The organism is Gibbsiella greigii (genome assembly GCF_039540155.1).
GTDB classification, from domain to species: Bacteria; Pseudomonadota; Gammaproteobacteria; order Enterobacterales; family Enterobacteriaceae; genus Gibbsiella; species Gibbsiella quercinecans.
On the sequence record NZ_BAABEM010000005.1, the window covers coordinates 130318 to 150843 of the forward strand.

Genomic DNA, 20526 nt, shown 5'->3' on the forward strand with positions numbered 1-20526 from the left:
CTTACCTCCCCATCGGCGGTGGGCCCATATGGCCGTCGTTGCTTGATGTGCTTCCCCCCAACTGGCTGATAATGACTTTTTCGCCGGCCTGGAGACCGCTGATAATCTGGGCGTCAACGTTGTTGTTGATACCGACTTTCACCGGGCGCTGTTCAATGCCGCCCTGGCTGTCCACCACCTGTATCCAATCGCCATGCAGTGCGGTGGCGGGGATCACCACCGCATTTTTCACCTGCTGCAGCACAATATATACCTGTGCCGTCATGGAGATACGCAATGCGCCGTCCGGGTTGGCGGCGTCAAACAGGCCGTTGTAGTAAATCGCGCTGCTGGAAGAAGATGAGCTGCTGTTGGAACTGCTGCTGCTACTGGATGTCGATGTATCGTCATTGATCGTGTCTGGCGCCGGCTCTACCGCACGCAAGGTGGCGTGATAGCGCTTGTCGGGCTCGCCGAGGATGGTGAAATAGACCGGCATGCCGGCTTTGACCTTCACGACGTCCGCCTCGGAAATCTGCGCTTTGATGGTCATGGTATCCAATTTGGCGACCTTGGCGATGGTGGGGGCGCTTTGTACGGCGTTGACCGTCTGGCCTTCTTCCACCGGAATCGCCACAATGGTGCCGTCCATCGGGGCGGTGATTTTGGTATAGCCAAGGTTAAGCTGGGCGGTGCTGACTGCAATCTGTGCCTGCACTATCTGGGCATCCAGGGCTTCGATGTCGGCTAAGGTCGCGTCCAGGGTGGCTCTGGCGCTGTCATAATCGGCCTGTACGCCAAGACCGCGCGCCAGAATTTTTTGCTGGCGCTCAAAGGCTAACTGGTTGTTGCGTAACGCGGCTTGTTTGGCCGCACGCTGCGCCTGCACGTTTTTCAGCGCGGCCTGCGCCTCCCGCAGGGCGTTCTGCTGGGTGAGATCGTCAATTTCAGCGATCGGTTGCCCTTTGTGCACTCTATCGCCGAGGGAAACGCTCAGCACTTTGATTTGGCCGGAAACCTGGGCGCCGATGCTGACCAGCTTTTGCGCTTCAATAGTGCCGTCGGCCAGCACTGTTTGCTCCAGATCGCGCGTTTGCGCGATGGCGGTGATATAACGGGGAGCATCGGGCGTTCTGAATAAAGTAAAGTAGCTGAACAATGCGGCACATACAGCAAAAACCAACAGTATCAGGTACAGTTTTGAACGTTTGGCCAGTGACATAACAACATTTCTTCCTTGTGTTAAACACAGTAAAAGTCTTTACGTACTAATTTAACGTGCTCGCGTTTCGGCAGAAGTTAAGTGGCACTAAGGAATATGTAAGAATAAGGTAAAACCGGCTGCGAAGTAGGCAGATTGCCAGGAGAATAGCGCGAATATGTATAGGAGCAAAGCATGAAAATTTTATTGGTCGATGACGATCTGGAACTGGGCACGATGCTGCGTGAGTACCTGACGGCCGAGGGCTTTAACGCCACGCTCGTTTTAACCGGGAAAGCCGGGGTGGAAGGCGCGTTGTCCGGTGAATATACTGCGATGATCCTCGACATCATGCTGCCAGATATGAGCGGCATCGATGTGCTGCGGGATGTGCGTAAAAAAAGCCGTTTGCCGATCATTATGCTGACGGCGAAGGGCGATAATATCGATAGGGTCATCGGGCTGGAGATGGGCGCCGATGATTACATGCCGAAGCCGTGCTACCCACGCGAATTGGTGGCGCGTCTGCGCGCGGTGCTGCGCCGCGTGGAGGAGCAGCCGGAGGAGGTCGACAGCGACGCACCGATTATCTTCGGCGATCTGCAGCTCAACCCTTCAACGCGCATCAGCGAATGGTGCGGCAAAAGTTTTGATCTCACCGCCTCGGAGTTCAACCTGCTGGAGCTGCTGCTGCGTTCGCCCGAACGCGTGGTGTCGAAGGATGAACTGTCAGAGCAAGGGCTCGGCCGCCCGCGTGAAGCCTATGATCGCAGCGTGGACGTGCACATCAGTAACATTCGCCAAAAGCTGAGCCTGCTGCCGGGCAATACGCTCAGTATTGAAACGGTGCGCAGCATCGGCTACCGCATCAGGTAATGCGCATGCGCGGAAGATTATTCTGGAAGATCCTGTTCGGTTTTTGGCTGACCTTTATTATTATCACCCAGGCGTTATGGGTGGCGTTTTCGTTGTATGACAATCGCCATGAGCCGCCGGATTACGCCGTGGCGCGGCGGATGGCGAACCTGCAGATGACGTCGGCAGCGGCGGTATTGCAAAACGGCGGGATGCCGGCGTTAGGCATCATGCTGGCCGATTGGCCCGATGACGATCGGCGTTTCTTTAGCGTGCAGCCGGCTGAAGACCCGCCGGCGGACGCCGTTGAGCCTGCGGTGGTTGCCGGCGGCGATACGCCGTCGTCCGTTCGCACTCCGCAGCGGTATGTTGAATATGGCCAAGGGGTGGAAAAGCGCGGCTACCTGCTGCGTTTCGATCTGGAAGGGTTACGCCAGCAATACCGTTCTGAAAGGCGTGGCCATCTTTTGAATATTCCCGAACCGATGCTGCTGGTGGGCGGCATTGGCGGGCTGCTGTTCAGCGCGGTGTTGGCCTGGAACCTGGTGTTGCCGATGCGCCAACTGCGCCGCGGGTTTGATCGCGTGGCGCAAGGCGATCTGGCGGTGCGGCTCTTCCCGTCGATGCGGCGGCGGCACGATGAGCTTTCTGAAGTGGCACGCGATTTTGATTCGATGGCGGAACGCCTGGAATTGCTGGTTAGCGCGCGTGAGCAACTGCTGCATGACGTTTCTCATGAGCTGCGTTCGCCGTTGGCGCGCCTGCAGTTGGCCATCGGCCTTGCCCGGCAAAACCCGGATGGGGTTGAGAATGCCTTGCAGCGGATCGAGCATGAAACCGGCCGGATGGATAAGATGATCGGCGAGCTGCTCACGTTGTCGCGCGCTGAAAACAATAGTCTGCCGGATGAAGAGTATTTTGATCTCTATGGGCTGGTGGAAGCGGTGGTGAGCGATGCGCGTTACGAAGCGCAGGTTCCCAGGGTGGAGATTGTCTTGCTGGCGGATTCCGCGGTGGAATATACCGTGAAAGGTAACGCGGAACTGATGCGGCGGGCGGTAGACAATATCGTGCGCAACGCGCTGCGTTTTTCCGCGCAGGGGCAGCGGGTGACGGTGGCGTTGGTGCGGATCGATCAGCAGTTCCAGATTGAGGTCAGCGATCAGGGGCCGGGGGTTGAGGAATCGAAGCTTTCCAGCATTTTTGATCCCTTCGTGCGGGTAAAATCGTCGATGTCCGGCAAGGGCTATGGGCTGGGGCTGGCGATAACCCGTAAGGTGGTGCTGGCGCACGGTGGGCAAGTTGACGCCCGCAACGCGGAGCAGGGGGGATTAGTGATTACCTTGCGCATACCCCGCTGGCAGCAGCAACAGGCATAAGCACTCAATCAGCGGCGGGTTTGCCGCGTATTTATTTCCCCGTTTGCCGTTGGCGGCGGGGCAACAAAAAAGCCAGTCGATGAACGACTGGCTTTTTTAGCCCCATGGCCTTTCGCAAATTACTTCTTGATGCGAATGATCGGGGTTTCGCCAACAATAACGTTGCCGGAAAGCTTGATCAGCTCTTTGATCTCATCCATGTTGGAGATAACAACCGGCGTCAGGGTAGACTTGGCTTTTTCTTCCAGCAGCGGCAGATCGAACTCAATCACAACGTCGCCTTTCTTGACGCGTTGGCCTTCTTCAGCGATGCGTTTGAAACCTTCGCCTTTCAGTTCAACGGTATCGATACCGAAGTGCACGAACAGCTCAATGCCGCTGTCGGATTCGATAGAGAACGCGTGGTTGGTTTCAAAAATTTTACCGATAGTGCCGTCAACCGGCGCAACGATTTTGTTGCCAGCTGGTTTGATGGCAATACCGTCACCAACGATTTTTTCTGCGAATACTACGTCTGGCACATCTTCGATGTTGACGATTTCGCCAGAAAGCGGAGCAACGATCTCGATAGTGCCCGTGTCTTTCTTATCATCAGAAACCAGAGATTTCAGTTTATCGAACAAACCCATGATCTTCTCCTAAGCATTAAATTGGGCGGCGTTCCAGTGTTTGGGCCGTTTAGCAGAGCGTTTTCTCTTCGATGAATTTGCTCACGCAGTTCATCAGATCTTGCGCCGTTGGCTGTGCCAGAGCTTGGTCGGCCAACGCCTTCACATCTTCGAAATTCGTATTACGAATAATTTTCTTGATGCGCGGAATTGAAATCGCACTCATGCTGAACTCATCCAGCCCCATGCCCAATAACAACAGCGTAGCACGTTCATCACCGGCCAGTTCGCCGCACATGCCGGTCCACTTGCCTTCGGCATGCGACGCGTCGATAACCTGTTTGATCAGGCCAAGCACTGATGGGGACATCGGGTTGTAGAGATGAGAAATCAGCTCATTGCCGCGATCTACTGCCAGAGTATACTGGGTTAGATCGTTTGTCCCAATACTAAAGAAGTCGACTTCTTTCGCCAAGTGGTGAGCGATGACGGCGGCGGCTGGCGTTTCGACCATCACGCCGACTTCAATGCTTTCGTCAAACGCTTTGCCTTCTTCACGCAGTTGGCCCTTCAGGGTTTCCAGCTCGCCTTTCAGATCGCGCACTTCTTCAACCGAGATGATCATCGGGAACATGATGCGCAGCTTGCCGAACGCGGAAGCACGCAGGATTGCGCGCAGCTGAGCATGCAGAATTTCACGACGGTCCATCGCGATACGAATGGCACGCCAGCCCAGGAACGGGTTTTCTTCTTTCGGCAGGTTCATGTACGGCAGATCTTTGTCGCCGCCGATGTCCATGGTACGGACAATCACTGCCTGGGAGCCCATGGCTTCCGCAACGGCTTTGTAAGCCTGGAACTGCTCGTCTTCGGTTGGCAGTGCGTCGCGGTCCATGAACAGGAATTCGGTACGATACAGGCCGACGCCTTCTGCGCCGTTGCGCTCTGCGCCTGCTACGTCACGCACGGTGCCGATGTTGGCGCAAACTTCAACCTGGTGGCCGTCGAGCGTGATGGCCGGCAGATCTTTCAGCTTGGCCAGATCGTTTTTCTCGGTAACGTACAGGTTCTGTTCCGCCTTCATTTTATCAATGACATCAGCGGTTGGATTAACGTAGATATGGTTGTTAATCGCATCCAGAATCAGGTAGTCGCCGTTTTTGACCTGTTTGGTGACGTTGCCGGTACCTACAATCGCAGGCAGCTCGAGAGAGCGGGCCATAATGGAGGTATGGGACGTACGGCCGCCCAGATCGGTAATAAAGCCCAGCACTTTATCCAGGTTCAACTGTGCGGTTTCTGACGGGGTCAGATCGCTGGCAACCAGGATGACTTCATCCTGAATGGAACCCAGATCGACGATTGCCATGCCGAGAATGTTTTTCAGCAGGCGTTTCCCGATATCACGTACGTCTGCGGCACGTTCTTTCAGGTATTCATCGTCCAGTTCTTCCAGCGCTTTGGCCTGGCCTTCGACCACGGTGTAAGCCGCGGCATCAGCGGAGACCAAGTCATCTTTAATGAGGGCTATGATTTCCTGCTCAAGTTCTTCGTCTTCCAGCAACATGATGTGGCCTTCGAAGATCGCTTCCTTCTCTTCGCCGAAGGTCTCGCCAGCTTTGGTCTTGATCGCTTCCAATTGCTCAGCCGCCTTGGCGCGGCCAGCCAGAAAACGCGAGACTTCTTGCTCTACCTGATCAGCAGAGATTTTTTTCCGGTTGATGACAATCTCATCGTCTTTTAGTAAGAGAGCCTTACCAAAAGCGATACCCGGTGATACTAAAATGCCTGAAATCATAACCCTACCTTACTCTTGACTGGTTTAAACTAAAAAGACGGGCTGATTACTCAAGCTCTGCCATCAGTTTTACCAAGTGTTCAACGGCTTTCTGCTCGTCTTCACCTTCTGCGGAAATTGTTACTACCGTTCCTTGAGTAAGCCCCAGGGTCTGCAGTTTGAACAGGCTCTTGGCGCTAGCGCTTTTGCCGTTGGAGGTTACGGTGATGTCAGAAGTGAAACCTTTGGCTTCTTTGACGAACTGAGCGGCTGGGCGCGTATGCAGGCCATTTGGAGCGGTAATAGTAACTTCTTGCTGGAACATTGATGTTTCCCCAACTTATTTGGATTAATGTTGTGGAGCTAAAGTCTAGCCCATCGGCTGTACTTTAGCTTGCTTGGTTAGCGCCTGACTATGGTACAGGGGCGAGCTTTGATGCAACAGAAAACGACGGGTTAGACATTTCAGATCAAAAAAAATCTGGCATTCGGCGTCGTTTCAATCAGTTTCCCATTATGCCGTGTTTTATACCGAAGCGACAAATAAGTAAATCGATTCAGCCTGAAACAGGGTTTTTGGGTGATTAATTTTCCGCATCGAAATAATTGCCCGGTTAAATACTAAAGCCAGCGCATAAAATCAATCGTTAACTGCTATAAAGTTTGATCCAGCCCACAAAAAAGCACCCCGAAAGGTGCTTTTTGGACTTTTTGTGCGCAATAAGGTTACTGCTGCAGTTCTTGTTCGGTGAACAGATCCGCGAATAGCGCGGTGCTCAAATAGCGTTCACCGGAAGAGGGGAGGATCACCACAATGTTTTTATCAGCGAACTCTGGCTCTTCGATGAGTTTCAACGCGGCGGCAACGGCCGCACCGGAGGAAATCCCCGCCAGAATGCCTTCTTCTTCCATCAGGCGGCGCGCCGTGCTGATGGCTTCGTCATTGGTGATTCGCTCAACGCGGTCGACCAGATCCAGATCCAGGTTGTCCGGGATGAAACCGGCGCCGATTCCCTGAATTTTGTGCGGCCCTGGTTTGATCTCTTCACCCGCCAGCGCCTGCGTGATGACCGGGGAATCTGTCGGCTCCACCGCCACGCTGGTGATGGCCTTGCCCTTGGTCTTTTTGATATAGCGGCTGACGCCAGTCAGGGTACCGCCGGTGCCCACGCCGGCGATAAAGACGTCAACGTTGCCGTCGGTATCTTCCCAGATTTCCGGGCCGGTGGTTTTTTCGTGGATTTCCGGGTTAGCCGGGTTACTGAACTGTTGCAGGATGATGTAGCGGTTCGGATCGGTCGCCACAATCTCTTCTGCTTTGGCGATAGCACCCTTCATCCCTTTGGCGCCTTCGGTCAGCACCAGGTTGGCGCCGAGCGCTTTCAGCAGCTTACGCCGCTCGATGCTCATGGTTTCCGGCATGGTCAGCGTCAGCTTGTAGCCGCGTGCGGCGGCGACGAACGCCAGCGCAATACCGGTGTTGCCGCTGGTAGGTTCAACCAATTCTTTCCCAGGGGTAAGGATACCGCGTTTTTCTGCGTCCCAAATCAGGTTAGCGCCGATGCGGCATTTGACGCTGAAGCTCGGGTTGCGTGATTCAACCTTAGCCAGAATGCGCCCGTTGCCGATACGGTTCAGACGAACCAGCGGCGAGTGGCCGATTGTTAATGAATTGTCTTCATATATTTTGCTCATAGCCCGTCCTTTAACTCTATGAAATTTTGGGGAACGTTGAAAAGCATACGCTAACGTGCGGTTCAGGGAAGTAAAGAATTGGTATATCTATATGTTCTTAAGAAATAAGTTTTAAGCACAATAAGAAGGGCACGCGCGGTGCCCTTCGCTTAAGCCTCCCGTACCGCCGCGGTTATCCGCGGACGAATTGCGCGCGGTAGCGATCGACCCACATGGCGGTCGCGCCGCACACTGCCACCGGCAAAATCACCAGGTTAAGGATGGGCACCATGGTGAACAGGCTGACCAGCGCGCCGAACTGCAGGTTGTCGCTCTTATGTTGGCGCAACGCCTGGCGCATGTCGGCGAAGCTGATTTTGTGGTTATCGAAAGGATAGTCGCAATATTGAATCGCCAGCATCCAGGCGCTGAACAGGAACCACAGCACCGGCGCCAGCGTTTGCCCAACGCCTGGAATAAAGTACAGCACCAGCAGCGCCAGCGCGCGCGGCAGGTAATACATCAGCTTGCGCCATTCACGCGCCATTATGCGCGGCACATCCTTGAGTAACCCCATCACGCCGGTATCCGGCAGTGGGCGCCCGGTCAACTGGCCTTCCAGTTGTTCCGCCAGCAGGCCGCAGAATGGGGCGGCAATGATGTTGGTCAGGGTACTGAATAAATAGCTGAACACCAGCAGCACAGAAATCACTGCCAGCGGCCACAGGATGTAGCTTAGCCACTGTAGCCAGTCGGGCACGTAACTCATTATCTGCGGGATCCAGCCGCCCAACTGGCTAAATAACCACCAAAAGGCCGAGCCCATCAGCAGAATATTGACCAACAGCGGCATCACGACATAGCGTTTGAGCCCTGGGCGGGAAATCAGCCGCCACCCTTCGGCAAAATAGTGGATACCGCTGGTGGGTTTTACAGGTTGCTGCGTATAGGACATATCTTAAGTTATCTCATTGTCTGAACAGGCTTCGCTATCATATCGGGATGATTTTCTACTGGCTAGCGGCGCATTGGCTGAAAAAACAGCAAAAAAAGGCAGTATAATCATCTTTATTGGCATAAAGTTCAGCACGGACTTGCACTTGTCTGCGCGGGCAAATAGAGTTAATGAGTGAATGTTTGCCGCGGTGGCAATGTATTGGAACAACAGAGATAGCAATGATGCAGGATTTGCGTCTGATATTAATCGTTGTTGGCGCGATCGCCATAATAGCGTTGTTATTACATGGTCTTTGGACCAGCCGTAAGGAACGCTCTTCGCTTTTCCGCGATCGCCCAGCTAAACGCGCTAAAAAAGAGCGTGAACCGTCCCCAATTGACGATCTCGACGATGGGGTCGGGGAGGTGCGTGTGCGCCCTGCCCATCCGCAGGGTGAACCGCAACTGGGGCATTTCGATGCCGCCCGCGAAGAACCCGTGCCTGCGCCCAAACCTGCTCCGGCAAGCCCTGCGGTGCAGAAACCGGCGCCGCTTTCAAGCCGCCCGGATTATGACGACGTGCTGCTGGATACCTATGCGGAAGACGATGAGGATGATGACGCACCGCAGCCGGCAACTGCGCGCCGTGAGCCGCGCGTTGACGATCTGCCGGCCAGCACGCCATCAACCCAGCAGCATAGTGAACCTGCACATCAGCAGCCGCAGCCAGAACCCGCGGCTGAGCCGGAGGCGCCGGCGAAACCGGCTAAACGCATGGAAACCGTTTTAGTGCTGCACGTTGCGGCCCATCAGGGCGGCGTGATTGGCGGTGAAGTGCTGCTGCAGAGCGTATTGCAGGCGGGGTTCCAGTTCGGCGAGATGAACATTTTCCACCGCCACCTGAATCCAGCCGGCAGCGGCCCGGTGTTGTTCAGCCTGGCGAACATGGTCAAACCGGGTTCGTTTGATCCCGACACCATGTCCGATTTCTCCACGCCGGGCGTCTCCATGTTTATGATGGTGCCGTCCTACGGCGACGCTAACCAGAACTTCAAGCTGATGCTCCAGTCGGCGCAGCGTATCGCTGACGACGTCGGTGGGGTAGTCTTGGACGACGAGCGCCGCATGATGACCCCGCAAAAGCTGGAAACCTATAAAGCGCGCATTCGTGAAGTGTTGGAAAACAATGCCTGACCGGTCTGTTGCGCGCGCTGAATAAACGCCTAATCATCAACCCCCGCCCGCCGGGGGTTTTTTATCTTTGATGGTGAGCCATGGAACCCATAATCGAACAGATCACCCAACTGCGCACGGCGCTGCGCCACCATGAATATCAGTATCACGTGCTTGATGCGCCGGAGATCCCGGATGCGGAATACGATCGGCTGATGCGCGAGCTGCGCGCGTTGGAAGAGGCGCATCCCGAGCTGATCACGCCGGATTCCCCCACCCAGCGGGTTGGGGCGGCGCCGTTGAGCGCCTTTGAACAGGTGCGGCACGAAATTCCGATGTTGTCGCTGGACAACGTCTTTGACGAAGACAGCTATCTGGCGTTTTACAAGCGGGTGCAGGATCGCCTGAAAAGCAGCGAGCCGCTGACCTTCTGCTGTGAGTTGAAACTGGACGGCCTGGCGGTCAGCCTGCTGTATGAAGACGGCGTGCTGGTGCGTGCCGCCACCCGCGGCGACGGCACCACCGGCGAGAACATTACCGCCAACGTGCGCACCATTCGCGCTATCCCGCTGCGCCTGTCGGGGGCGAACATTCCCCGGCGCCTGGAAGTGCGCGGGGAGGTCTTCATGCCGCAGGCGGGCTTTGAGAAAATGAACGAAGAAGCGCGGCGCAAAGACGGCAAAGTGTTCGCCAACCCGCGCAACGCCGCCGCCGGCTCGCTGCGCCAGCTCGATCCGCGCATCACTGCCACGCGCCCGCTAACCTTTTTCTGCTATGGGGTGGGGCTGCTGGAAGGCGGCGAGCTGCCGCGCAGCCACTGGCAGCGCCTGATGCAGTTCAAGGCCTGGGGGCTGCCGGTGAGCGATCGCGTTAAGCTGTGTACCGGCAGCGACGAGGTGCTGGCTTTTTATCACCAGGTGGAACAAACCCGTGCCGATCTGGGGTTCGATATCGACGGCGTGGTGGTGAAGATCGACGATATCGATCTGCAAGAACAACTCGGCTTTGTCGCCCGTGCGCCGCGCTGGGCCACCGCCTATAAATTCCCGGCGCAGGAACAGATCACTATCGTGCGTGACGTGGAATTCCAGGTCGGCCGCACCGGAGCTGTGACGCCGGTGGCGCGTTTGGAGCCGGTATTGGTTGCCGGTGTGACCGTCAGCAATGCTACGCTGCATAACGCCGATGAGATAGAGCGCCTGGGGCTGCGTATCGGCGACACGGTGATCGTCCGCCGTGCCGGCGATGTGATCCCGCAGGTGGTGGGGGTGCTGGAAGATCGCCGCCCGCAGGATGCGCGCGACATTGTTTTCCCGCAGCACTGCCCGGTGTGCGGCTCAGACGTGGAACGGGTTGAGGGGGAAGCGGTGGCGCGCTGCACCGGTGGGCTCATCTGCGCCGCCCAGCGGAAAGAAGCGCTGAAGCATTTTGTTTCGCGCCGTGCGATGGACGTTGACGGCATGGGCGACAAGATCATAGAGCAACTGGTGGAAAAAGAGTACGTCAAAACGCCGGCCGATCTGTTCCGCCTGTCCGCCGGGATCCTGACCGGGCTGGATCGCATGGGGCCGAAATCGGCGCTGAACCTGGTCAACGCGCTGGAAAAGGCTAAGCAGACCACGTTTGCCCGTTTCCTGTATGCGCTGGGGATCCGCGAAGTGGGGGAAGCGACGGCAGCCAATCTGGCGGCGCACTTCGGCGAGCTGGAAAAACTGCGTGCTGCGGATGAAGAAGCGCTGAAACAGGTGGCGGACGTGGGTGAAGTGGTGGCCAAACATGTGGTTAACTTCTTTGCCGAAGCACATAATCAGCAGGTGATCGACGAGCTGCTCAGCCCGGAAATCGGTATTAACTGGCCGATGCCGGCGGTGGTGGTGGCGGAAGAGATCGACAGCCCGTTTGCCGGTAAAACCATCGTGCTGACCGGCTCACTCAGCCTGCTTTCCCGCGATGAGGCGAAAGATCGTCTGGCGGCGCTGGGGGCGAAAGTGAGCGGCAGCGTGTCGAAGAAAACCGATCTGGTGATCGCCGGCGAGGCCGCCGGCTCCAAACTGGCGAAAGCGCAGGAGTTGGGGATCGCGGTGATCGACGAAGCGGAAATGCTCCGCTTGCTGGGTGACTGATGGAAAAAGAGAACCTGATCGAGATCGCCAATACGGTGATGCCGTTTGGTAAATACCAGGGGCGGGTGCTGATCGACTTGCCTGAAGAGTATCTGCTGTGGTTCGCCCGTAAGGGCGAATTCCCGCAGGGCAAACTCGGTATGCTGATGGAGATGACATTGGCGATCAAAATCGAGGGGCTCGATCATCTGGTCAAACCGTTAAAACGCGGTTGAGTGACGCCGAGCTTTTGCATCGCCCGCCGTTTCTAGGGGCCTGCCTGCGTTAAGGCGCGGCCCGATGCTCCCCCACAGCGTTGGTTTATGCTCTCTGGCGAGGCGCCGCTTGCGGCGCCGGCGTTGCCTGGCTGGTCTGCTGTTTTTTCTGGTAGCGCCGAGCCAGCGCCGCGCAGGTCATCAGTTGTACCTGGTGGAACACCATCAGCGGCAGCACCATCACCCCGACCACCGATGCCGGGAACAGAATGTTCGCCATCGGAATGCCGTTAGCCAGGCTCTTTTTCGAGCCGCAGAATACAATCGTGATCTCATCCGCTTTGCTAAAGCCCAGCTTGCGCGCCATGTAGGTATTTACCACCAGCACGATAGCCAGTAAAACCAGGCTGACCAACACAATGAACGCCATTGAGCCAATCCCCACCTGGTGCCAGATGCCGTGCGTCACCGCTTCGCTAAAGGCGGCGTAGACCACCAGCAGGATCGAGGTTTGGTCGGTTTTGCCGATCAGTTTGCGGTTGCGTTCGATCCAGTTGCCAATCAGCGGCCGTGACAGGTGGCCGGCGATAAACGGCACCAGCAGTTGCAACACAATGGTGCCCACCTGGCGCAGGCTACCGGTATCGCCGTGGACATTCATCAGTAGCCCCACCAGCAGCGGCGAAACGAAAATCCCCAGCAGGCTGGAGGCCGACGCGCTGCAGACGGCAGCGGCCACATTGCCGCCCGCCAGCGAGGTGAAGGCGATCGCCGATTGCACCGTGGCCGGCAGAATGCACAGGTAGAGGAAGCCGTTATACAGCGCTGGGCTGACATTGACCGGCGACCACCATTTAAACAGGACGCCAAGCAGCGGGAAAATGATGAAGGTGCTGAACATCACCCACAGGTGTAAACGCCAGTTGTTGCTGCCGGCGAGGATCGCCTCGCGCGACAGCTTGGCGCCATGCATGAAAAACAGCAGGGCGATGGCCGCGGTGGTGAGGATATTTAACCAGCCGACAAACTCGCCGCGCGCCGGCAGGAACGAAGCCAGCAGCACGGTAGTGAGCAGCGTCAGGGTAAAGCGATCGGGTAAAAATCTCATCGAATTTTCTCGGCAGTGAATATTATGACGGCTATTTTCCCGCGCTGAGATATAATAATAAAATTGATTTATTTAATTCATTTATGAATAAAAAACATGAATTACTCCCTCAAGCAGTTGCGGATCTTTGTCACTATTGCCCGCTATGGCAGTTTCAGCCGCGCCGGCGAGGCGATTGGCCTGACGCAGTCGGCGGTAAGCCACAGCGTGAAAGAGCTGGAGGCGGAAATCGGCGTGCGTTTGCTGGATCGCACCACGCGCGAGGTGTTATTGACCGATGCCGGGCAGCGGCTGGCGCACCAGGTTGAACGGCTGTTGGACGAGCTGCAGGCAACGTTGCTGGATGTGCGCAGCTTTGGCGTGCAGCGCAGCGGCACCGTCAGGGTGGCTTCCAGCCAGACCATCTCTGCCCATTTGATGCCGCAGTGTATTGCCGCCGGCGAGAAACAGTATCCGGATATTCGCATCCTGCTGCGCGATCAGGCGCAGCAGCAAGTGCTGAGCAGCATTCGCAATGCCGAAGTGGATTTCGGCATCGTGGTCGATCCGGTGCAGGCGGTGGATCTGGACTGTGAACCGATTCTGTATGAGCCTTTTTTGCTGCTGTGCCGCCGCGATCATCCATTCGCCAGCCAGGCGGTGGTGCACTGGACGGCATTAAACGGTTGCCGCCTGGTGTTGCAGGACTATGCCTCCGGCAGCCGGCCGCTGATTGACCAGGCGATTCGCCAACAGGGAATTAAGGCACAGGTGGTGCAGGAAATCGGCCATCCGGCCACGATTTTCCCCATGGTGAGCGCCGGTATCGGCATCAGTATTTTCCCGGCGCTGGCGTTGCCGTTGCCGGAAGGAGAGCAGCTCAAGGTGTGCCGTCTTGAGCCGGAGATTAACCGCGCGCTGATGCTGGTGCGGCGGAAAAACCGCTCCCTGACGCCGGCGGCAGAGGTGATCTGGCAGGTGGTGCGCCAGCAGGCAGCGCTGCTGGCCCAGCAGCGGCAACGCCAGGGCGAGTATTAAACGGCGGGCAAGGGCCGCCGTTGCACGTCATTCCCAACTGGGCGGCTGCCCGATACTCTGTTGCAGCAGGTGGATAAAGGCCTCTAGCTTGGCAGGGATTTTCGCCAGTGGGCGCAGCAGATAAATCCCCTGTTTCTCACCGCGCGGATCGTCCAAGATTTCCTGCAATCTGCCGGCCTGGATATCCGGCCCGACTACCCAGTTGGGCAAGAAGGTGATCCCGATCCCGAGCAACGCCGCCTGGAGTTGGGCGGTGAAATCATCGCAGCGTAATACCATATTGCATTGGCTCATCAGCGAGCTATCGAGGATTTGCGCCCAGCAGGTTGGCTCTTGCCGGTGATACCGGGCGATCAGCCGGTGGCGCGGCAGTTCCGCCAGGGTGCCGGGTTGCCCATGACGGGCGATATAGGCCGGGCTGGCGCACATTATCCAGCGTTGGGTGGCGATATGGCTGGCATACAGCCCGCTGTCTTTCTGTTCGCCGATACGTATCGCCGCGTCCAGCAACTCTTGCGTCGGATCGGTCAGCTGTTCCGTCAGATCAAGATCGACGGACACGCGTGGATAGCGGTGCGCCAATTCCGGCAGCAGCGGCAGGATGTAGTTTTTGCCAAAGGTCGGCAGGCAACTGATGCGCAGTATCCCCTGTGGGCTATCACTCAGCGAGTTTAGCTCGGCTTTGATATCAATGATGTCAGCCAGTATTTGGGTGGCGCGTTCCTGCAGCAGTTTGCCGGCGTCTGTCAGCATCAGGCCGCGCGTTGAGCGGATAAACAGGGTGACATTCAGCAGGTTTTCCAGCGAATCGATATGACGGACCAGCGATGAGGGGACCATACCCAGCTTGCGGGCCGCCGCGGAGAAGCTGCCGTGTTGGGCAACTTCGATAAAAATTGGCAGATGTTCTGCATAGCGTGCGTCATTCATCTTTGCATTATATGCAAAAGCGTTTCTTATGAATATAGGGTTCTCTGGTTAATGTAAAACGACTACCCTTGCAGACATCTGGTGGACGGGGGTAACCGAACGCCAGCTGTGCCGTGCAGAAAATAATGAATACTCGCGCGGTTTTTACAGTGCCTGTAATAAATTGACCGCCGGTTTAGCCTTTCATCAGCGGTATTCGTTCTGCTCCAACACCAGATAAATCGTTCAATCAGACGCTATGCAAATGGCAATGATTAGCAATTCATTAAACTTGCTAATTGTTTGTTGGTTTCGCGTGTCACCGGTTGCCGCAACCGGTTTTTTTGTCGCAGCGGGCTGAATCGAATCAATCGACAGTCCTTTGGCAGTGACAAGTTAGCGCATTGCAGCTGATGCGCATTTTCGAACGTGTGATGCATTGTGCTTCACACTGGTGGAGGAGTAAGTCATGAACCATAACCAGGGTTGTTCCTGTGCCCAGCATTTGGCGCAGGGCTTCGCCAAACAACGAGTGAGCACCGGTGAAGGTGAGATTTACCAGATCTCGCTGATGAGTGCCTTACTTAGCGGCGTGTACGAGGGAGACGTTACGATCGCTGAGCTGTTGAAACATGGTGATTTTGGTCTGGGGACTTTCAATCATCTTGACGGCGAATTGATTGCTTTTGATCAGGAGATTCACCAACTGCGCGCCGACGGCAGCGCCCGGCCTGCCAGCCTGGATCAGAAAACCCCGTTCGCCGTGGTCACCTTTTTCAAACCCACCGTCACGCAGGAGTTTACTCACCCTATCACCAAAGATGAGCTACATCAGTGTATTGATGAGCAAATCGATTCCCCCAATGTGTTCTGCGCATTGCGTATCGACGGTGAGTTCAGCTCGGTAGAAACGCGCACCGTCCCCCGCCAGGAAAGGCCCTATAAACACATGCTGGAAGCGATCGAAGAACAGCCTATTTTTTCATTCAAACAGCGCCATGGCTCGTTGGTCGGTTTCCGTTCGCCTGATTATATGCAGGGGGTTACGGTAGCCGGTTACCACGAACATTTCGTTACCGATGATCGCAGCGGCGGCGGCCACGTGCTGGATTACCAGCTTGAACGTGGCCGCCTGCAGTTTGGGGTGATCACCCGTCTTAATCTTCAGTTACCGCAAGATGCGGATTTTCTGCGCGCCGACCTCTGCCCAGAGGATTTGGACCGCGCAATACGTGCTGCCGAAGGCTAAGTACTCCTGTGCCATCTGCGATGGCAATTCTGGCAGTCGTTTTTTCTTTAGGAGGTAGAGAACCATGGCAAAGGTAAATACGGATAACAATTGGCAGTGTGGCGCTGATTTAGTGGTAAAGAACCTGGAAGCGCAGGGAGTAAAACACGTTTTTGGTATACCGGGTGCGAAGATCGACCGGGTATTCGATTCGCTGGTGGACTCACAGTCAATTGAAACCGTAGTGGTGCGCCACGAAGCTAACGCGGCGTTTATGGCAGCGGCGGTTGGCCGTTTGACCGGTAAAGCGGGCGTCGCGCTGGCCACCTCCGGGCCGGGGGCTTCCAACCTGGTGACCGGCCTGGCGACGGCAACGTCCGAAGGGGACGCGGTGGTGGCGTTCGGTGGTGCGGTTAAACGCGCGGATAACCTGAAACAAACCCACCAGAGCATGGATACCGTCAGCATGATGCGGCCGATCACCAAGTACTGTGCCGAAGTGCACGTCGGCGAGGCCATTTCCGAGGTGATTGCTAACGCTTTCCGTAGCGCAGAGTTTGGCCGCCCAGGTGCGTCTTTCGTCAGCCTGCCGATGGATATTGTCAATGAACCGACCACCGGGCCGGTGCTGGCGGGTTGCCGCGTGCCACGCATGGGCGCCGCCGCCGGGGAAGACATTCAGTCTGCGGTGAAACTGATTAAAGAAGCCAAATGTCCGGTACTGCTGCTTGGCCTGCAGGCCAGCCGCCCGGAAAACAGCGAAGCAGTGCGCCATCTGCTGTGCCGCACGGCGATGCCGGTGGTGGGGACCTATCAGGCTGCCGGCGCCATCGATGTGAATCATTTTGCCCGTTTTGCCGGCCGTGTGGGGCTGTTCAACAACCAGCCTGCCGACCAACTGTTGCAGAAAGCGGATTTGGTGGTCAGCGTGGGTTACGGCCCGATCGAATACGATCCGTGCATGTGGAATAGCCAGCATCGCCTGAAACTGGTGCACATCGATGTGCTGCCATCGGAAATCGATACCTGCTATCGCCCGGATGTGGAACTGATCGGCAACATCAGCGCTACGCTCCATGCGCTGACGGAATCGTTCCAGAGCGTGCTGCAGATCCCGGGTGAAGTGGAAAATATCCTGAGTGATCTCAGCCGCCAGCGCACCGAGTTGGCCGAGCGTGCGGCTCGCCGCGGCGGTATGCCGATTCACCCGCTGCGTATCGTGAAGGAACTGCAGGATGTGGTCAGCGATGACGTGACGCTGTGTGTGGATATGGGGAGCTTCCATATCTGGATTGCCCGTTATCTTTACAGCTTCCGTGCCCGCCAGTTGCTGATCTCCAACGGCCAGCAAACCATGGGTGTGGCGCTGCCGTGGGCTATCGGCGCGTCTCTGGTGCGCCCAGGCGATAAAGTGGTTTCCATTTCGGGCGACGGCGGCTTTATGCAGTCCAGTATGGAGCTGGAAACGGCGGTACGCCTGAAAACCAACATCGTGCACATCGTGTGGGTGGATAACGCCTATAACATGGTCGAAATGCAGGAAGTGAAAAAATACGATCGTAAATCTGGCGTTGAGTTTGGGCCGATTGATTTCAAACAGTATGCTGAAGCCTGCGGTGCGGTTGGTTTTAACGTCGCGTCGGTGGAAGAACTGCGCCCGGTGCTGCGTAAAGCGATGGATATCCAGGGGCCGGTGGTGGTTGCCATCCCTGTGGACTACTCCGATAACTACAAACTGATGGCGCAGATGAACTTCAGCCAGATGATCTAATCTGCGTTTCCATCCCTGAACCCGCCGGCCACGGCGGGTTCGTCATTTTAGCCCCGCCGTATCCTGACTTTCCCTGTTATTGATATCACCTTTCTAGGTTTTCCCGCCGCGATGGGCGGGCAAAAAGATGCCGGCCTTTTGGCCGGCATCTGGGTTTTTACTTACCTTCCACCATCAGAAGTGGCTATTGATGCTCATATAGAAGGTGCGCCCCGGTTCGTTGTAGGTGGCCGCGCCTGCACCGGCGATGTTAACCGCGCCGGTGAGTGGGTTACCCACGTTCTGCGCGTTGCCGGCGCGGAACTGGCGTTTATCGAACAGGTTGTCGATACCGGCGGTAAGGCTGACGTTCTTGTTCACCTCATAGGTCGCGCTGGCGCCGACGACAGCATAAGGGCTCACCTCACGGGTTTCAGGCCAGACGGCCGCTTTGCCCTGATAGTTGTACTTCTTCGGTTTCTGCCGGCCGTACCAGGTCAGGGTCGATTGCAGCGACAATGCCTCGGTTGCCTGCCAGCTTAGCGTCGAGTTGATGGTGAACTTCGGGATCACCGACAGGTAATCGCCGGTGGTTTTGTTCTCGTTCTCGATCATGTAGGTGGCGTTGTTGCTCCAGGTGACAGTTTCGCTGACCGGCACGTTCAGCGTGCCTTCCAGCCCTTGCACCACCGCCTTCGGCACGTTTACCCACTCGTAAACCGCCGTGCCGCTGCTGCTGCTGGCGATTCGGGTGCTGCCGGCTTCGATCTTGTTACGGTAATCGTTGCGGAAGTAGGTCACCCCGGCCAGCCAGCCGTTTTGATGGAACTCCAGCCCAATCTCTTTATTGACGCTGGTTTCCGCCTTCAGATCCTTGTTGCCGAGCAGGTAGCAGCCGGTGCTGACGTCGCTGGTGGCACAGCCCTGGCCTGCGCTATACAACACGTAGTTGGTGTTGTTCTGGAACAGGTTCGGCGCTTTGTAGGCACGGGCGATACCCATTTTCAGGGTGAAGTTATCGCCCAGTTCCTGCGACAGGTTCAGCGACGGGCTCCAGTTGTTGCCGGCTTCGGAATGCAGATCGTAACGCAGGCCCGGCGTTAGCATGGTGCTGTCGGTTAGCTCGATATTGTCTTCGGCAAACAGCGAGAAGATGTGTGCGGAAGCGTAAGGGTTACGATTGGTGCTATCGACCCCATCAATTGCGCCGCCGGTTCTGGTCCCTTCCAGCGCCTGGCCGATGGACGAGCCGTCTTTCATCCGCTGCTGGTTCCACTCGGTACCCAACGTGGCGGTTTGCGCTACGCCGAATTCAAACGGCACGCTGATTTCGCTGTGCGCCAGGAAATCATCCAACTTGGTGGTGCCGAAGCCTTCATTGGTGGTGTCGAAAATCCCTTCCGTACCGCCGGCTAACCCTTCGTTCAGGCGGGTATTACGAGTGCGCTCGAAGCGAATATAGTTGTTGGTGCTGATGCCGTTATCCCAGGCGCCGCGGTGGTTCAGGCTGAAGGTTTCGCGGTAGATACGGTTGGTTTCATTACCGTAGTTGCTTTGCACCAGGGCGTTGGTGTTGGTGTTCTGGGTATCGCCGGCATAGCGGTTGCCCTGGCGGCCGTAAGAATACTCAAACTCCAGCGACTGCAGGTGCGCGAAGTCCCAGTGCAGCATCGCATCAATGTTTTTGTCGACCCCCCCTTCGCGCCCGGCGGGAATGCTGCTGCTATAAGTGCCGACACGTTCGGATTTATGCGCTTCGTTAATATCCCAGGCATCGGCCTGGGTTTTGCTGTAGCCGCCGAACAGGCGGAAGCTCAGCACGTCGCTCAATGGGCCGGAGAGGCTGAAATCGGTGCGCCGGGTGGCGCCTTCGTCTTTATGCTGCGGCACGTTGTAATAGGCGTTCAATGAGCCGTGCAGCGCGTTGCCGGCCTTTTTGGTGATGATATTGACCACCCCACCGGCGGCGCCGTTGCCGTAGCGCGCCGCCGCCGGGCCGCGCAACACCTCAATACGTTCGATCATCTCTGGCGGCACCCAGGCGGTATCGCCGCGGGTATCGCGTTCGCCGCGCCACCCCTGGCGCACAGAATTGCGGCTGGTGGCCGGCATTCCGTCGATCAGAATCAGGGTGTTTTCCGGGCCCATACCGCGGATATCAATCTGCCGGTTGTTGCCGCGCTGGCCGCTGGTGGAGTTGCCCGTCAGGTTAACTCCGGGCATGGTGCGGATCAGCTCATTGATATCGCGTGCAGGCGGGCGTTTTTGGATCTCATCGGCGGTGATGGTGGAAACGCCCGGCGCCTGCAGGTTTTGGCGGGCGGCGGTAACCACGAGGGTTTCTTCACCCTGGGTCTTTTTTTGCTGTGTGGCCGAAGGGGTATTTTCCGTTTCGGCCGGATCGCCATTAGTTTGTGCGGCTTGGGTAAAGGCGGGCGCGCCCAACCCTAACCCAATGATTGTGGCTAACGAATAACGAGATAATTTGCGGTTCATTTTGAATTTCCTACCAACTCGCCATCTCCCGACGATTGTGGCTAAACGCCAGCGGAAGGGGGAGCCGGTTATTTTTATTTTGCCAGGAACAAAATCCCAAAGGCCGAGACGCAAAACGG

17 protein-coding genes are annotated in these 20526 nt (G+C 56.7%); 8 read left to right on the top strand and 9 right to left on the bottom strand.

The window, feature by feature from the left end; translation table 11 throughout:
- Position 1: 1 nt before the first annotated feature.
- Positions 2 to 1201: an efflux RND transporter periplasmic adaptor subunit gene (locus AC559G_RS02505; RefSeq protein ID WP_498911060.1), complete on the bottom strand. Its 1200-nt coding sequence runs from the start codon at positions 1199 to 1201 to the stop codon at positions 2 to 4.
- Positions 1202 to 1375: 174 nt separating this feature from the next.
- On the opposite strand from AC559G_RS02505, the gene AC559G_RS02510 reads away from it, so the two are divergent.
- The gene (locus AC559G_RS02510) at positions 1376 to 2056 is read left to right on the top strand and encodes a response regulator transcription factor (protein WP_438599300.1); all 681 of its coding nucleotides are present in this window, start codon (positions 1376 to 1378) and stop codon (positions 2054 to 2056) included.
- 5 nt (positions 2057 to 2061) lie between these two features.
- Complete coding sequence (locus AC559G_RS02515; RefSeq protein ID WP_498911063.1) at positions 2062 to 3414, top strand: sensor histidine kinase; 1353 nt, start codon at positions 2062 to 2064, stop codon at positions 3412 to 3414.
- Positions 3415 to 3533: 119 nt separating this feature from the next.
- Here the strand turns inward: AC559G_RS02515 and crr are convergent, their stop codons facing one another.
- From crr to cysZ, 5 genes are all read right to left on the bottom strand, one after another.
- Positions 3534 to 4043, bottom strand: a complete 510-nt coding sequence (crr, locus tag AC559G_RS02520) for a PTS glucose transporter subunit IIA (protein ID WP_095847824.1) — start codon at positions 4041 to 4043, stop codon at positions 3534 to 3536.
- 49 nt (positions 4044 to 4092) lie between these two features.
- Positions 4093 to 5820, bottom strand: a complete 1728-nt coding sequence (ptsI, locus tag AC559G_RS02525) for a phosphoenolpyruvate-protein phosphotransferase PtsI (protein WP_438599168.1) — start codon at positions 5818 to 5820, stop codon at positions 4093 to 4095.
- A gap of 46 nt (positions 5821 to 5866) precedes the next feature.
- Positions 5867 to 6124: a phosphocarrier protein Hpr gene (ptsH, locus tag AC559G_RS02530; protein WP_004936458.1), complete on the bottom strand. Its 258-nt coding sequence runs from the start codon at positions 6122 to 6124 to the stop codon at positions 5867 to 5869.
- A gap of 401 nt (positions 6125 to 6525) precedes the next feature.
- Complete coding sequence (gene cysK, locus AC559G_RS02535; protein WP_095847826.1) at positions 6526 to 7494, bottom strand: cysteine synthase A; 969 nt, start codon at positions 7492 to 7494, stop codon at positions 6526 to 6528.
- 172 nt (positions 7495 to 7666) lie between these two features.
- A complete protein-coding gene (cysZ, locus tag AC559G_RS02540) occupies positions 7667 to 8428 on the bottom strand; it encodes a sulfate transporter CysZ (protein ID WP_438599167.1) in 762 nt (253 codons plus the stop codon).
- 221 nt (positions 8429 to 8649) lie between these two features.
- Here cysZ and zipA point away from each other — a divergent pair, with 221 nt between their 5' ends.
- From zipA to AC559G_RS02555, 3 genes are all read left to right on the top strand, one after another.
- Positions 8650 to 9603 carry a cell division protein ZipA gene (zipA, locus tag AC559G_RS02545; protein WP_498911066.1) on the top strand — a complete coding sequence of 318 codons (954 nt, stop codon included), beginning with the start codon at positions 8650 to 8652 and terminating at the stop codon, positions 9601 to 9603.
- Positions 9604 to 9683: 80 nt separating this feature from the next.
- Entirely contained in the window at positions 9684 to 11705 is a 2022-nt protein-coding gene (gene ligA, locus AC559G_RS02550) for an NAD-dependent DNA ligase LigA (protein ID WP_498911068.1), read from the top strand.
- On the top strand, positions 11705 to 11920 hold the full coding sequence (locus tag AC559G_RS02555; protein WP_095847830.1) for a DUF3820 family protein: 216 nt from the start codon (positions 11705 to 11707) through the stop codon (positions 11918 to 11920). Before ligA ends, AC559G_RS02555 begins: the two co-directional genes overlap by 1 nt.
- Positions 11921 to 12005: 85 nt before the next feature.
- On the opposite strand, the gene AC559G_RS02560 is transcribed toward AC559G_RS02555, so the two are convergent.
- The gene (locus tag AC559G_RS02560) at positions 12006 to 13007 is read right to left on the bottom strand and encodes a bile acid:sodium symporter family protein (RefSeq protein WP_498911070.1); all 1002 of its coding nucleotides are present in this window, start codon (positions 13005 to 13007) and stop codon (positions 12006 to 12008) included.
- A gap of 96 nt (positions 13008 to 13103) precedes the next feature.
- On the opposite strand from AC559G_RS02560, the gene AC559G_RS02565 reads away from it, so the two are divergent.
- On the top strand, positions 13104 to 14024 hold the full coding sequence (locus AC559G_RS02565) for a LysR family transcriptional regulator (protein ID WP_438599163.1): 921 nt from the start codon (positions 13104 to 13106) through the stop codon (positions 14022 to 14024).
- A gap of 27 nt (positions 14025 to 14051) precedes the next feature.
- Here AC559G_RS02565 and AC559G_RS02570 read toward each other — a convergent pair whose 3' ends face one another.
- Positions 14052 to 14954 (bottom strand): LysR family transcriptional regulator, encoded by a 903-nt coding sequence (locus AC559G_RS02570; protein WP_498911073.1) that lies wholly within the window; start codon positions 14952 to 14954, stop codon positions 14052 to 14054.
- 448 nt (positions 14955 to 15402) lie between these two features.
- On the opposite strand from AC559G_RS02570, the gene budA reads away from it, so the two are divergent.
- Together budA and alsS are read left to right on the top strand one after the other, a co-directional pair.
- A complete protein-coding gene (budA, locus tag AC559G_RS02575; RefSeq protein ID WP_498911075.1) occupies positions 15403 to 16182 on the top strand; it encodes an acetolactate decarboxylase in 780 nt (259 codons plus the stop codon).
- Between the two features lie 64 nt (positions 16183 to 16246).
- A complete protein-coding gene (gene alsS / locus AC559G_RS02580) occupies positions 16247 to 17932 on the top strand; it encodes an acetolactate synthase (RefSeq protein WP_498911077.1) in 1686 nt (561 codons plus the stop codon).
- A gap of 174 nt (positions 17933 to 18106) precedes the next feature.
- On the opposite strand, the gene AC559G_RS02585 is transcribed toward alsS, so the two are convergent.
- Positions 18107 to 20407 carry a TonB-dependent siderophore receptor gene (locus tag AC559G_RS02585; RefSeq protein ID WP_498911079.1) on the bottom strand — a complete coding sequence of 767 codons (2301 nt, stop codon included), beginning with the start codon at positions 20405 to 20407 and terminating at the stop codon, positions 18107 to 18109.
- Positions 20408 to 20526: the final 119 nt, after the last annotated feature.